The organism is Sulfitobacter sabulilitoris, from assembly GCF_005887615.1.
Taxonomy (GTDB): Bacteria; Pseudomonadota; Alphaproteobacteria; order Rhodobacterales; family Rhodobacteraceae; genus Sulfitobacter_E; species Sulfitobacter_E sabulilitoris.
Map to the genome: position 1 here is coordinate 304,096 of NZ_VANS01000003.1, position 12,244 is coordinate 316,339.

A 12,244-nucleotide genomic window follows, 5' to 3' on the forward strand; every position below is an offset into this window, starting at 1 on the left:
GCGCTGGGCCCGCCCCGGCCCGGTCCCGCCCGGTCCGACCTCGCAAAGTTCAGGCGACAGCGCGCCCGAAACACGCTAAACTGAGCGAAAAACCACGGCAGGTCTCCTTCAGGTTCCGACACGCATCATCGGCTTTCTGGGAGGACAACGCTATGAATTTGAGACCCGACCCCACTTTTCACGCAACGCCAAAGCTCGCCATGGCGGCGCCGGTCGAGACATTGGCCTTTACGCTCATGCTCAGCCCCGATGGCGCGCAGCCAGACGGGCTTGCCGTGGTCGATGTCGATCCGAAGTCGAAATCCTACGGCCAGATCGTCCATTCGCTGTTCATGCCCAACACCGGCGACGAATTCCATCACTTCGGCTGGAACGCCTGTTCGTCGGCGCTCAGCCCGCTGACCGGACACGCCTTTCTGGAACGCCGCTATCTGATCATACCGGGCATCCGGTCGAGCCGCATCTACGTCATCGACGTCAAGGAACCGCTGAAGGCCAAGATCCACAAGATCATCGAACCCGAGGAGGTGTTCGAGAAGACCGGGTATTCAAGACCGCATACCATTCATTGCGGCCCGGAAGGCATCTACGTCTCGACGCTGGGCGGCGGCGGCAAGGATGGCACCGACGGGCCGCCGGGAATCTTCATCATGGATTGCGAGACCTTCGAGATCCTCGGCCGCTACGAGATGGATCGCGGCATTCAGGACAAGCACTATGATTTCTGGTGGAACCTGCCGCGCGATTACATGGTCAGCTCCGAATGGGGCCTGCCGCCGCAGTTCGAGAACGGCATCGTGGCCGAGGATCTGCTGAGCAACAAATATGGCCACAAGATCCATTTCTGGGATCTGCGCGGGCGGCGCAACATCCAGACCATCGACCTGGGCGAAAACCACCAGATGGCGCTGGAAATCCGGCCCGCCCACGATCCGGCCAAGCAACACGGCTTTTGCGGCGTGGTCGTGGATACCACCAACCTGCAGGGCGCGATCTTTACCTGGTGGCGCAACGACGACGGCAGTTTCGAGGCGAAAAAGACGATCACAATCGATCCGCAACCCGCCTCCGCCGACGATCTGCCCGAGTTGCTGAAAGGCTTCGGCGCGGTGCCGCCGCTGGTCACGGACATCGATCTGAGCCTTGACGACAAGTTTCTGTATGTCGCGTGCTGGGGCACCGGCGAGATGCATCAATACGATGTCTCCGACCCGATGAAGCCGAACCTCGCCGGCAAGGTCGAAATCGGCGGCATCGTCAACAAGACCAAGCATCCCAACGGCAAGGAATTCGGGTACGGCCCGCAAATGGTCGAGATCAGCCGCGATGGCAAACGCGTCTATTGGACCAACTCGCTGTATTCCACGTGGGACGACCAGTTCTATCCCGGCGACCGGGGCGGGGCGATGGTCATGGCCAATGCCGCACCGGCGGGCGGTCTGGACCTGGACAAGGCGTTCTGGGTCGAATTTCCCAAAGGCTACCGCAGCCACCAGATCAGGCTTGAGGGCGGCGACTGTTCCACCGACAGTTTCTGCTATCCCAACACCTGATCATGGGGGATGCGCCCACCATGGTGGCGCTGTGGTGGGCCGTCGTCGCGTCCGGTGTGTATCACGGCGTCAATCCTGGGATGGGGTGGCCGCTGACGGTCTCTGCCGCGCTGATGGAAGGGCGGCGGAGCGCGCTGGCCGCTGCTCTGGCGATGCTCGCGCTGGGGCATTTCCTTGCGATGTCGGCCATTTTGCTGCCCTTCTCGGCGATGATCGCGCTGGTGGAATGGCAGCGCGAGATCCGCATCGCTGCGGGGGGGCTGGTCATGGCCATCGGAGCGTATCTGTTGATCAACCGCCGCCATCCGCGGTTTCTGGCGCGGGTCAAGCCGTCGCGACTGGCGCTTTGGTCGTTTCTGGCGGCCATGGCGCATGGGGCGGGGTTCATGCTGCTGCCGATCTATCTGGGTCTGTGCGGTGTGCAGGAGGCGGACATCGGCCATCGTGCGGCCGCCGACCTGATGGCCGACAGCGTCGACACTGCCCTGACCGTCGCCGCGATCCATACCGCGGCCATGTCCGTGTCGGGCGGGGTGCTGGCCACGGTGGTCTATGCCTGGTTGGGCCTCAGGTTCCTGTCCAAAGCCTGGTTCAACATCGATGTGCTCTGGGCGCTCAGTCTGGTTCTGGTCGGCGGTATCGGGGTCTGGGCGGCGCTCTGAACCGCGTTCGGTGCCTCAAAAGCCCGTGTCTGCCGGCACGGGCGCCGCACCGTCTGGCGGGCCAAAGCGGCGCGCGATCACCGTGGTGGACCGCACCCGTGGATCGGGGTCGCGGGCGATGCGGCTGGTCAGGTGGCGGGTGATCCCGTCCACTTCCGCCGTGACCGAGACATCGAAAAGACCGGAGGTAAAGCCGCTGCCCGCCGGGCGCAGCACGCCCACCTGCGCCAGGTCGTCGCGCGTGATCATGCCGGTGCGCGCGCGGGTGCGCTCCAGCCGTTGGGCGGCGGCCCGGTTCGACAGCAGTGCCTCCAGCACCAGCACGTCGGCGGTGTTGAGGTTCAGCGTGGCGTCGGGGGCGTAGGCATCGACATAAGGCGCCAGCACGGCCATGCTGCGCGGATCGAGCGCCAGATCGGCGGTGGTCCGCAGGGGGCCGTTGCGCGCCACGTCGGCGACGATTTGCGGCGCCAGATCATCCGGCAGATCAAGCGCCGCCAACAGCCGCGCGAGGATCCGGCGCTCTTCCACGCCGTTCCGGCCCAGCCGGTTGACGTTATAGCGCCCCTGCACATCGCGAAGGGTCAGCGAAAAGCGGCCCGTCTCCAGAACCACCGGCTCCTGCAGCACCGCAGTCCACGCTTCGGCGTAGTGATCGACCTGCGGCGCATCCCGCAGATCGCGCGCCAGCGCCGCCACCGCCGAGGCTTCGCCCGACAATGCCAGCGCTTCGGCCTGGGCGGCAGCGGCGACCCGCTGGGCGCCACGGGTGGCCGATTGCTGCGTGGCCAGCATCACGAACACGATGCTTCCCGCCAGGGCCAGAACCACCAGCACATTGATCAGCACCACGCCCTCGTCACGCGCGCGGTTCACTGCGGCGCCCGCGCGGGCAGTTCCACCGTGCGCGTCACGGTCCAGGGGGCATCGCCTTCGCTCTCGGCCAGCCTCAGCGTCATGCGCAAGGCCAGTGGCGGCGGGGCCTCGGCGTCATCCGGGGGCCATGTGGCCTGCCACGTACGCTCCGCATCCAGCGCCTGCCAATCGACGCCGCGCAGATTGTCCAGCATCTGCTGCTCGACCGGCGCATCTGCCCCCCCGGCGGGCCAGATCCGCAACAGGCGGTCGTCGCGCAGGACATAGCGCAGGGCGGCGTCGCCGGTTGCCAGCCTGCGGGTGAACCGGACCTCGTCCGCCGAGACGACGATTGCCGACGGGGCGACCTGTTGCAGGTCGCGCGACACCAGCGACAAGGCGCGGTCGATCTGCGCCAACCGCTCCAGCCGGCCCTCGGTGCCGGCATTGACCCGCAGCACGGTGTTCAGAACGGCAAGCCCCGCAAGCCCGATCAGTGCAAACAGCACCAGCGCCACCAGCATCTCGACCAGGGTCAGCCCGGATTGACCGTGTCGCGGCGGGGGCGGGGTCATACGGAGGTGGCGCCCAGAAGCGTGATCGCGCCGTCGCCCACCTTGAGCACCGCAAGCCCGCGCTGGCAGTCACCCGACGGCAGGAACCGGTAGGGCCCCAGCACGCCGTTGAACCCGTCCTTGCGCAGAAGGCCCTTGCGGTCCTGCATGTCGAGCCGCCCCAGCAGACGGGCCATTTCGGCGCCGTCAAAGGCCAGGCCGGCAAGAATACCCGCAGGTCCGTCGCTCTGGGATTCAAGCAGGTTGGCGAAGGGTTCGAACCGCAGCGGATCGGGGGCGGCGAACCATGCATCGCGAAACACCGGGTCGGTCGTCACATCCAGCGCGGACCATTGCACCGATCCCAGGACCTGCACCGCGCTGCCGCGCAAGGCGGCCAGGTGCCGGGGCAGGGTCGCATCGGCGCTGGGGATATACACCGCATCGGGCAGCCCGTCGCCGCCCGCGCGCAACGCCTGGGCCAGCCCTTCGGCGCTGCTGCGCACCAGCGGCGGACGCAGGGTGATGCCCAGAGGGCCCGCCAAGCTGCGCGCGGCGGCCACCGACCGCTCGCCGAAGGCGCCGGGCGGGACCACCATGCCGATGTCGCGCAACCCGCGCGCGGCAGCCAGGCTCAGGATCGCCTGCGCCGAATGCCTGGGCGTGATGCCGAAGACGAAGAGGTTGCCGCCCGCGACCGAAGTGTCGTTGGTCAGGGCCACGACGGGCACGCGCGCGGGCACCGCGCGGGCCACCGCCGCCGCCTGTTCGGCAAAGAGCGGCCCGATCAGCATCCGCGCGCCCGCCGAGGTGGCGGCCAGGGCGGCCTTGACGGCGCTGTCGGCGGTATCGCCGCTGTCGAGGATCTCCAGTTCGGTCGTAAGCCCGACGCCGCTGCCGCCAAGGCTTGCGGCCTGTCGCATGATCTGGCCTAATCGCGCCCGCGGCCCGGTGAGGGGCGCGAGCAGGGCGGCCCGCCCCTGCGTGCCCGGCGGGACGGATCCCGCGCCGCCCAATTGAAACCCGTCCGCGCAGGCCGACAGACCGGAGACCAACGATGTCGCAGCCAGACCTGTCAGAAACCGCCGCCGCGACCGATGTGACCGCGGGGGCCCGTCGGGGCGGACTGCGCCGTGCGCTATGGGTGATGCTGGGGGCATTGGCTGTCCTTCTGGTCTTTGCGGTGGCGCTGATCGCCACGCTGCCTGTGGCCACTCTTACACGCGTCGCGCCGCTCCCGCCACAGGTGCAGTCGCTCGCGGGCACGCTCTGGCAGGGCCGCGCGGCGTTGCGCGAAGGCTATGTTCTGACCTGGACCACCGACATCGAGTTCGCGGCCCTCACGGCCGACCTGCGGCTGAGCGGCGCGGACACGCAATTGGCCGGGCAGGCGCGCGTGTTCTGGCGCGGGGCGACGGTGGAGGGCCTGACCGGGCGTGCCGGGCCGGGGCTTTTGAACCTGCTCGAGGGCACGGACGGGGCGCGCTGCACGATGGGCGCGCGCTTCGTGGATGTCTCCGGCGGATGGTTGGGCGCGGCCGCCCGCGCGGGCGGCCGCATCGACCTGGCCGATGGGCGGTGCGAGACACGCGCGGTCGGTGCGGATGTGCCGGCGATGACCATTGCGCTGGGCACCCAGGGACGCGATGCCGTCGCGGAAATCACGCGCGCGGACGGCGGCGATCTGCTGGGCGGCCTTCGCGTCACCGGTGACCGGCGTGCGATCCTGCGGGTGGAGCAGGCGGGCGCGGCGCTCGTTCCCGGCATGCCGGCATCGGGGCCGTCGCAGTTGGAATACCCGTTCTGACGCGGTTGTCGCCGACATCACCCGACCAGTGAGTTCAGGTTGACGATGGGCAACAGGATCGCCAGCACCAGCACCATCACGATCCCGCCCATGATCAGCAGCACGCCCGGCTCGACCAGCGCCACCAGCGTGGAGACCAGCGCCTTGAGGTCGCGTGTCTGATCCTCCGCCGCGCGCTCCAGCGCGGGGCCGAGGTTTCCGCTGGCCTCGCCGCTGACGACCATCGCCAGCAGCATCGGCGGAAACACCTCCGCATCGGTCATCGCGCGCGACAGGGCCGCACCTTCGCGGACGCGCGCCGCGACGTCGGACATACGGGCGCGTATGTGGATGTTGGGCACCGTATCCGTTGCCGCCTTGAGCGCATCGGTCAGCGGCACGCGGCTGACCACCAGCGTGGCCAGCGTGCCGGTGAACTGCGCGGCGTTGATCCGCGCGACAAAGCCGCGCGTGCCCGGCGTGCGGGCGAGGAACCGATGCCAGCGCAGGCGGAGCGGAGGATGCCGCAGCGCCCAAAGCCCGGCGCCGCCCGCGGCAAACACAACGCCAAGCGCCGCCAGCCCGAAGCGGTTGACCCCGTCAGACACCGCGATCAACGCCCGCGTGAGGAATGGCAGATCGGCCCCGCGCGAGGTGAAAACCCGCACGATATCGGGCACGACAAAGGTCAGCAGCGCCACGATCACCCCCAGTGACACCAGCGCCAGCAGCGCGGGATAGATCAGCGCAAGTTGCAGGGTCTGCAGGTTCTTGGCCTGCTGTTCCACATGGGTCGCGAGATGTTCCATCACGGCGTCGAGCTGGCCTGATGCCTCGCCCGCGCGCACCGATGCGCGGTAGAATTCGCCAAAGACCTTGGGGTAGTCATCGAGCGCCGCGGCAAGGCTCTGCCCGTCCATGACCGAGGAGCGCAGGTTCAGCATCAGGGATTTCACCCGTGGCGCGCGCGCCTGATCGGCCACGATCCGCAGGGCCTGTTCGATCGGCACCCGCGCGCCGACCAGCGTGGCCAACTGGCGCGTGACCAGCGTGAGCGCCCGTACCCCGATGCCGCGGCCGGCCCCAAGGGCCGCAATCCCGAGGCCGGACGCGGCGGCCTTGGGGCGCTGGCGCGTCGGCTCCACCGAAAGCGGCAGCAGCTTGCGGCCGCGCAACGACTGCCGCGCGGCGGCGGCAGAGGTGGCCTCGACCACGCCCTTGCTCTTGCGGCCGCGGTCGTCCACAGCGTGAAAAACAAACGCTGCCATCTCAGCCCAGGGCCCCGCCGAGGTCTGCCTTGGCATCCTCGCGCACCGCGCGGGCCACTTCCTCGACCGTGGTCTGACCCGCCCGCAACTTGGCCACGCCGTCCTGCAGGATACCCGGGCCCTGCGCCCGCGCCGCCGCCGTCAGCTCAGCCTCTGACGCGCCGGTGTGAACAAGCCCCTCCAACCTCGCGTCGCATTCGATCACCTCGTAGATCGGCAAGCGCCCGCGATACCCTTGCTGGCCGCAGGCCTCGCAGCCCTTGCCGCGCGCCACGACCTCTCCGGCCAGGATCGCCCCCGACAAGAGCCGCGCTTCGCTGTCGGTCACGCGGTGTTCGGTCGCACAGGCGGGGCAGACGCGCCGCACCAGCCGCTGCGCGATCAGCCCGCGCAGCATCGGGGCCAGCAGGAACCGCTCGACCCCCATGTCTACCAGCCGCGACACCGCGCCGATGGCGGTGTTGGTGTGCAGCGTGGACAGCACCAGGTGCCCGGTCATCGCCGATTCCACGCCGATCTTGGCGGTTTCGCCGTCGCGGATTTCGCCCACCATGATCACGTCAGGGTCCTGCCGCAAGATCGCGCGCAGGCCGCGCGCAAAGGTCAGCCCGGTGCGCGCGTTGACCTGCATCTGGCCGACGCCATCCATCGAGTATTCGATCGGGTCCTCGACCGTCATGATGTTGCGGCTGCGGTCGTTGATATGGTCGAGCGCGGCATAAAGCGATGTCGTCTTGCCCGATCCGGTGGGGCCCGTGACCAGCACCAGCCCGTCCGGCCGTGCGATGATCCGCCCGAACGCCTCGCGGTCGCGCGCCGACATGCCAAGGTGGTCGATCCCCATCCGGGTCTGGCCACGGTCGAGCAGACGCAGCACCACACGTTCGCCGAACTGCGACGGCAGGGTCGAGATCCGCACATCCAATTCATAGCCCCCCACCCGCAGGGACACCCTCCCATCCTGTGGCAGCCGCTTTTCCGCGATGTCGAGCTTGCCCATGACCTTGAGCCGGCTCGACAGAAGCGGCGCCAGCGCGCGCCGCGGCTCGATCACGTCGCGCAGGACACCATCGACGCGAAATCGCACGACAAGGCGGCGTTCCTCGGTTTCGATATGCACGTCCGACGCGCCGTCCTTGACCGCCTCGAGCAGCAGCGCGTTGATCAGGCGCACCACCGGCGCGTCGTCGTTCTGATCCAGCAGATCGTCGACGGCGGCGGCGGTTTCGGCAAGCGCGGCCAGGTCGTCGTCCTCGCCTCCGGCGGCCATCTCCGCCGCCTCGCTGGCGCTGTCGCGGTACTGCGTGCCCAACGCGGCCTCGAAGACCTCGGCGCTGGCGGGCGCGAACCGCAGCAATTGACCGCAGGCGCGCTGCGCCTCGATCAGCGCGTCGAGCGGGGCGGTGTCAAGATGCAGGCAGGTCGGTGCGCCATCCTCGGCGCGTTGCAGCAGCACGCCGTTCGCCTTGGCGAACCCGTAGGACAGGCGCGGCAATGCGGCACGGGGCGTCTCGGTTTCGGCTTGCATCATGCGTCGGGCTCCAGTGTCAGGCGCAGGGAAACGGTGCCGGGCTCGGGTCTGCGGTCCATCTCGACCGCCGCGATCCGCAGCCCCTGATCGCGTTCGAGCGTCATCAGCCAGTCCACCACGGCCACGAACGGCGCCGTGTCGACCGACACGCGCAACAGGTCGCCCTCCGGCTCCAGTCGGCTGAGGCTGAGGTTCGCGGCCTCTGCGCTGCGGGTGACCCGTGTGGTGACGGGCGGCAGATCGCGCCGTGCCGCCTGTACGGTCGGCGCGCCCTGCGGTGTCGCGTCAAGCAGGGCGCGGATCGTCTTGGTCTCGACAATGTCGGCCCGCAGCGCGGCGCGCCCGGACTGCACCGGCAACCAGGCAAAGTGAAACAGCGCCGCGCCGGCCAGCACCGGCAGCGCCACGCCGACTAGCAGACGTTCGCGGCGAGAAAGCGATGAAAACCGGATCACGGCTGGCCTCCGCTCAGGGTCAATTCGGCGCGGGCGGCGCCATCGCTGGCGGTGGCAACGCCGCTTGTCACCTCGAGCCCGGCGTCGCCGAGTAACCGTTCGATCTGTTGCAGGTCTTGCAGCCCCGATGCTTCGACCTGCATCCGCAGCAGCCCGTCCGCCGCCGACCATGTCAAACGGCGCAACGTGACGGGGGGCGCGTCGATGAGCAACGGATCGGCCGCGCGCGCGAGCAGCGGAAGAAACCCGCTGCCCTGTCCGGTGGCGGTGGGTGGCGCAAGCCTTGCGCCGATCGCTTGCGCCCCGGCGGATAGGGAAACGCCCGGCACCCTCCGCGACAGCTCCGCCTGTGTCTGCTGCGTGACGTCGCGCGCAATGTCGCGCAACGCGGCAAGGTCGGCGACCGCCAGTCCAAGGTGCGCCAGCGCGCCCAACACCGCCATGGCCGCCACCGCGCGCAGGGGGCGCGCCCAGCCCGCGCCCTGCGGCGCGAAGTCGCCCTGCCGCAGATCGACCGCCAGATCGCGGGCCTCCGGCGGCGGCGGCGCGGCGGAGCGATCCTGCGCCCCCAACGCCTTGGGCAGCGCGGCGCCGTAGCTGATCACCGCAGGTTGTCCCGCACGGCTCCAGGCCATCTCCAGCATATCGGCGCGCAGGCCGAACCCGCTGCCATCCGACTGTCGGATCACCGCCTTGGAACCGTCGCGCCAGACGGCCCAGACCGGTCGCCCTGACGCATCGGGCAGTGGTGCGGGGATGGCGAGGGTCTCAGGCAGAACGGGCACCACCGGCGCGCCCAGACGCGCCATCGCATCGCGGTCCACCACCGCCGCAAGCACCGCACCGGTGCCGGTCGACTGGCACAGCGCCACATGCGCGCGCTCGATCGGGATCGAAATCCGATCCTCGACCGCAAAGGGCAATGCGGCGATCCGCGCCCGCCGTCCGGTGACCGGCAGATCGACATGCAGCAGCCGCACCGTCTCGGCGGGCAGGACGATGGCGGCGTCTTGCGCGTGCTGTGTGTGCGATGTTTTTTGCATCTCGGCCAGTTTCGCCATGATCCGGTCGGCAAAAATGCCGGTGCCGGACAAGGAGGCCCCCCCCGCCGGAAAGGCGACGAGCGTCCTTGATCCCGCGGTATCCACGGCCCGTTCGGCCGCGGCATCAGCGGCAAAAACAGAGGTAACTCTCTGATTTATCAAAATAAAAAGCCTTTACCTGCTATGTTTTCCGTGCTAGATGTTCGATATCCCGTGTTCAGGTTTCGCGTTGATCTGCTGAAAGCCACGGACACAGGATATGGAAAGTTTCATGACCCACGACATTAACAAGCCCGGACGCCGCACGCCGCGGGTGCACGATGCGGGCGTCACCCTGATCGAGATGATGGTGGTTCTGGTCATCATCGCCGTCGTTGCCGCGATGGTGGTGCCGAATGTCATCGGCCGCCCGGACGAGGCCCGCGCGACCGTTGCCCAGACCGACATCCGCGCGATCTCCTCCGCGCTCGAACTCTACCGGCTGGACAATCGCGGCTATCCCACCACGACCCAGGGGCTGGACGCGCTGGTGCGCGAACCCGTGGCGCCGCCCAAGCCCGCGAATTGGGTCAGCGGCGGATATCTCGATGCGGTGCCTCAGGACCCTTGGGGCAACTCCTATCTGTACCGCGCACCGGGGGACGACGCGCCGTTTGACCTGCTGAGCCTGGGGGCGGACGGCGTGCCGGGCGGCGATGGCACGAGCGCCGATATCTCCTCCAACGGTCGCATCGTCGCCGGGCGCTAGGAACATGGTGATGCCCCCAGCCATTCGCACCCGCGACGCCGGGCTTACACTGGTCGAAGTGCTGGTGGTGCTGGTCATCATCGGGACACTGACCGGGGCCGCGGCGCTGTCGTTCGGGGCGCGCGGCGGCGCGACCGACGTGGCGCAGCAGGCCGAACTTTTGGCCGCACGAATCGGGCGCGCGGCTCAGGATGCGCTGATTGCGGACCGTGCCGCGCGGATGGAGTGGGACAGTGACGGTTACCGCTTTGCGATCTGGGACGGCGCGGCGTGGCAGGATCATCCCGATGCGGTTCTGGCCCCGGCCTACGGGCTGGCCGGTGCGGTGTCGCTCGGCACTGCCGGGGCCGCGCGCGGCACGGTGCGTTTCGACGCCGATATGACGCCACCCGCCGGCCGGGCACTCAGGCTGCGCCTGTCGCGCGGTGACGCGCGCCGGGTGGTGGTCTTTGACGGCATCACCGCCCGCGTGGCGGAGGAGGAGACATGACCGCCCATGCGCCGCGCCCGGCCTGCGACGCGGGCTTTACCCTGATCGAGGCGCTTGTGGCGATGAGCGTGCTGGCCATCGGCGGGATCACGTTGCTGATCGCGTCCGAAGGGCATGCGCGCCGGATCGGGGACCTGACCGACCGGACCGCCGCGCGGTGGGTGGCGCAGGATGCGCTGACCGGTGTGTCGCTTGGTCTTGATGCGGCAGCGGCGGCCCAGGTGCCGATGATGGGTGCGATGTGGCGTGTCCGACTGGACCGCGACGCCACCCCCGACCCGTTGCTGACACAGATCACTGCCCGCGTCGGGCGCGCACCCGATGCCCCAACCGACACGCTGGTCACGATGACCCGCTTTGTCGCCGATCCCCGGAAAGGTCCGTGATGGTCCGTTTGAACGTAGCGCGCCGCGCCGCCGGCGGGATGCAATTGGTCCGCGCCGTCGGCGGGACGTTCTTATTACGTGCCGTTGGCGGGATGCTCGTGATGGGCAGCCTGGCAGTCGCCGCCGCGCCGCTGGTCTGGCACAGCTTCGGCGAAACCGCCCTGCTGCCCCGCGATCTGCCCGCGCCGCGCGGAGACATCCCCGCACCGGAGCCTGTGAACACTGCGTCGATCATCGCCCTTGCACCTTTCGGCGCGACCGTGCCGGAGCAGGGACGCCCCGCCGCGGCGCAGGAAACCACTCTTGAACTGACCCTTCAGGGCGTGCTGCTGGATCGCGATCCCGCACGCTCGGTTGCGCTGATCCGGGTGGAGGGCACAGCCGCCGCGTATCTGCCCGGCGACACGATCACCACGGCGGCAACCCTGCTGGAGGTGGCGGAGGCGCAGGTGCTGATCGACGTCAACGGCCAGCGCCAGACCCTGTCCTTTCCCGGTCCGGAGGCGCGATCCGCCCCGGCGACGACGGCCGCGCAATCGGGGCTCGACCGGCTGCGCGCGCTGGCGCTGGGCAGCTCATCCGCCGCCGCGGCACCTCAGCCCCGGACAACCGACGACTATATCGACATGTGGCGGGAGCGCATCAAACGCAATCCGGGTCAGGTGCTGACCGATATTGGGCTTATCGCCAGCGAGAATGGCTATATCATTGCCGACAAACACGACATCGGTGTCCGGCGCGCCGGGTTGAAGCCGGGCGATCTGGTAACGAGTGTGAATGGACGGCAGGTAGGTGATGTTGAACGCGACCGAAAGCTTTATGACGAGATCGCAGCCTCCGGCAATGCGCGCATCGAAGTCCAACGGGACGGGCGCAGCATCGTCATGTCCTTTCCGTTGCGCTGACGGAAGGA

The 12,244-nt window shown here is 68.7% G+C and carries 14 protein-coding genes; 7 read left to right on the plus strand and 7 right to left on the minus strand.

Going from position 1 to position 12,244, the window contains the following annotated elements; all coding sequences use genetic code 11:
• The first annotated feature begins 152 nt into the window (after nucleotides 1-152).
• Both FDT80_RS13655 and FDT80_RS13660 read left to right on the plus strand, forming a co-directional pair.
• Entirely contained in the window at nucleotides 153-1,553 is a 1,401-nt protein-coding gene (locus FDT80_RS13655) for a selenium-binding protein SBP56-related protein (protein ID WP_138662859.1), read from the plus strand.
• Nucleotides 1,554-1,555: 2 nt separating this feature from the next.
• Nucleotides 1,556-2,215, plus strand: coding sequence for a hypothetical protein (locus FDT80_RS13660; protein ID WP_170311869.1), 660 nt, complete (start codon nucleotides 1,556-1,558; stop codon nucleotides 2,213-2,215).
• A 15-nt stretch (nucleotides 2,216-2,230) separates the two neighbouring features.
• On the opposite strand, the gene FDT80_RS13665 is transcribed toward FDT80_RS13660, so the two are convergent.
• From FDT80_RS13665 to FDT80_RS13675, 3 genes are read right to left on the minus strand one after another with little or no spacing between them, the layout of a single operon-like run.
• Complete coding sequence (locus FDT80_RS13665) at nucleotides 2,231-3,091, minus strand: type II secretion system protein GspK (protein ID WP_138662861.1); 861 nt, start codon at nucleotides 3,089-3,091, stop codon at nucleotides 2,231-2,233.
• Complete coding sequence (locus tag FDT80_RS13670; protein ID WP_138662862.1) at nucleotides 3,088-3,645, minus strand: type II secretion system protein GspJ; 558 nt, start codon at nucleotides 3,643-3,645, stop codon at nucleotides 3,088-3,090. The genes FDT80_RS13665 and FDT80_RS13670 overlap by 4 nt, the downstream gene beginning before the upstream one ends.
• Nucleotides 3,642-4,784 carry a penicillin-binding protein activator gene (locus FDT80_RS13675; RefSeq protein WP_138662863.1) on the minus strand — a complete coding sequence of 381 codons (1,143 nt, stop codon included), beginning with the start codon at nucleotides 4,782-4,784 and terminating at the stop codon, nucleotides 3,642-3,644. The genes FDT80_RS13670 and FDT80_RS13675 overlap by 4 nt, the downstream gene beginning before the upstream one ends.
• Between FDT80_RS13675 and FDT80_RS13680 the strand changes: the two genes are divergently transcribed.
• Nucleotides 4,682-5,431 carry a hypothetical protein gene (locus FDT80_RS13680; protein ID WP_170311871.1) on the plus strand — a complete coding sequence of 250 codons (750 nt, stop codon included), beginning with the start codon at nucleotides 4,682-4,684 and terminating at the stop codon, nucleotides 5,429-5,431. The genes FDT80_RS13675 and FDT80_RS13680 overlap by 103 nt on opposite strands.
• A gap of 17 nt (nucleotides 5,432-5,448) precedes the next feature.
• On the opposite strand, the gene FDT80_RS13685 is transcribed toward FDT80_RS13680, so the two are convergent.
• The 4 genes from FDT80_RS13685 to gspL are packed head-to-tail and all read right to left on the minus strand — an operon-like array spanning nucleotide 5,449 to nucleotide 9,869.
• Entirely contained in the window at nucleotides 5,449-6,678 is a 1,230-nt protein-coding gene (locus FDT80_RS13685; protein WP_138662865.1) for a type II secretion system F family protein, read from the minus strand.
• Between the two features lies 1 nt (nucleotide 6,679).
• On the minus strand, nucleotides 6,680-8,209 hold the full coding sequence (locus tag FDT80_RS13690) for a GspE/PulE family protein (protein ID WP_212733858.1): 1,530 nt from the start codon (nucleotides 8,207-8,209) through the stop codon (nucleotides 6,680-6,682).
• Nucleotides 8,206-8,664 carry a type II secretion system protein GspM gene (gspM, locus tag FDT80_RS13695; protein ID WP_170311872.1) on the minus strand — a complete coding sequence of 153 codons (459 nt, stop codon included), beginning with the start codon at nucleotides 8,662-8,664 and terminating at the stop codon, nucleotides 8,206-8,208. The genes FDT80_RS13690 and gspM overlap by 4 nt, the downstream gene beginning before the upstream one ends.
• On the minus strand, nucleotides 8,661-9,869 hold the full coding sequence (gene gspL, locus FDT80_RS13700) for a type II secretion system protein GspL (protein ID WP_138662867.1): 1,209 nt from the start codon (nucleotides 9,867-9,869) through the stop codon (nucleotides 8,661-8,663). Before gspL ends, gspM begins: the two co-directional genes overlap by 4 nt.
• Before the next feature lie 109 nt (nucleotides 9,870-9,978).
• Between gspL and gspG the strand changes: the two genes are divergently transcribed.
• Genes gspG through FDT80_RS13720 form a run of 4 tightly spaced genes read left to right on the plus strand, consistent with a single transcriptional unit; the run spans nucleotide 9,979 to nucleotide 12,236 of the window.
• Nucleotides 9,979-10,455, plus strand: coding sequence for a type II secretion system major pseudopilin GspG (gspG, locus tag FDT80_RS13705; RefSeq protein WP_170311873.1), 477 nt, complete (start codon nucleotides 9,979-9,981; stop codon nucleotides 10,453-10,455).
• A 10-nt stretch (nucleotides 10,456-10,465) separates the two neighbouring features.
• Nucleotides 10,466-10,945, plus strand: a complete 480-nt coding sequence (locus tag FDT80_RS13710) for a prepilin-type N-terminal cleavage/methylation domain-containing protein (protein WP_170311874.1) — start codon at nucleotides 10,466-10,468, stop codon at nucleotides 10,943-10,945.
• Complete coding sequence (gene gspI, locus FDT80_RS13715) at nucleotides 10,942-11,331, plus strand: type II secretion system minor pseudopilin GspI (protein ID WP_138662870.1); 390 nt, start codon at nucleotides 10,942-10,944, stop codon at nucleotides 11,329-11,331. Before FDT80_RS13710 ends, gspI begins: the two co-directional genes overlap by 4 nt.
• Nucleotides 11,331-12,236, plus strand: a complete 906-nt coding sequence (locus FDT80_RS13720; RefSeq protein WP_170311875.1) for a type II secretion system protein N — start codon at nucleotides 11,331-11,333, stop codon at nucleotides 12,234-12,236. Before gspI ends, FDT80_RS13720 begins: the two co-directional genes overlap by 1 nt.
• Nucleotides 12,237-12,244: the final 8 nt, after the last annotated feature.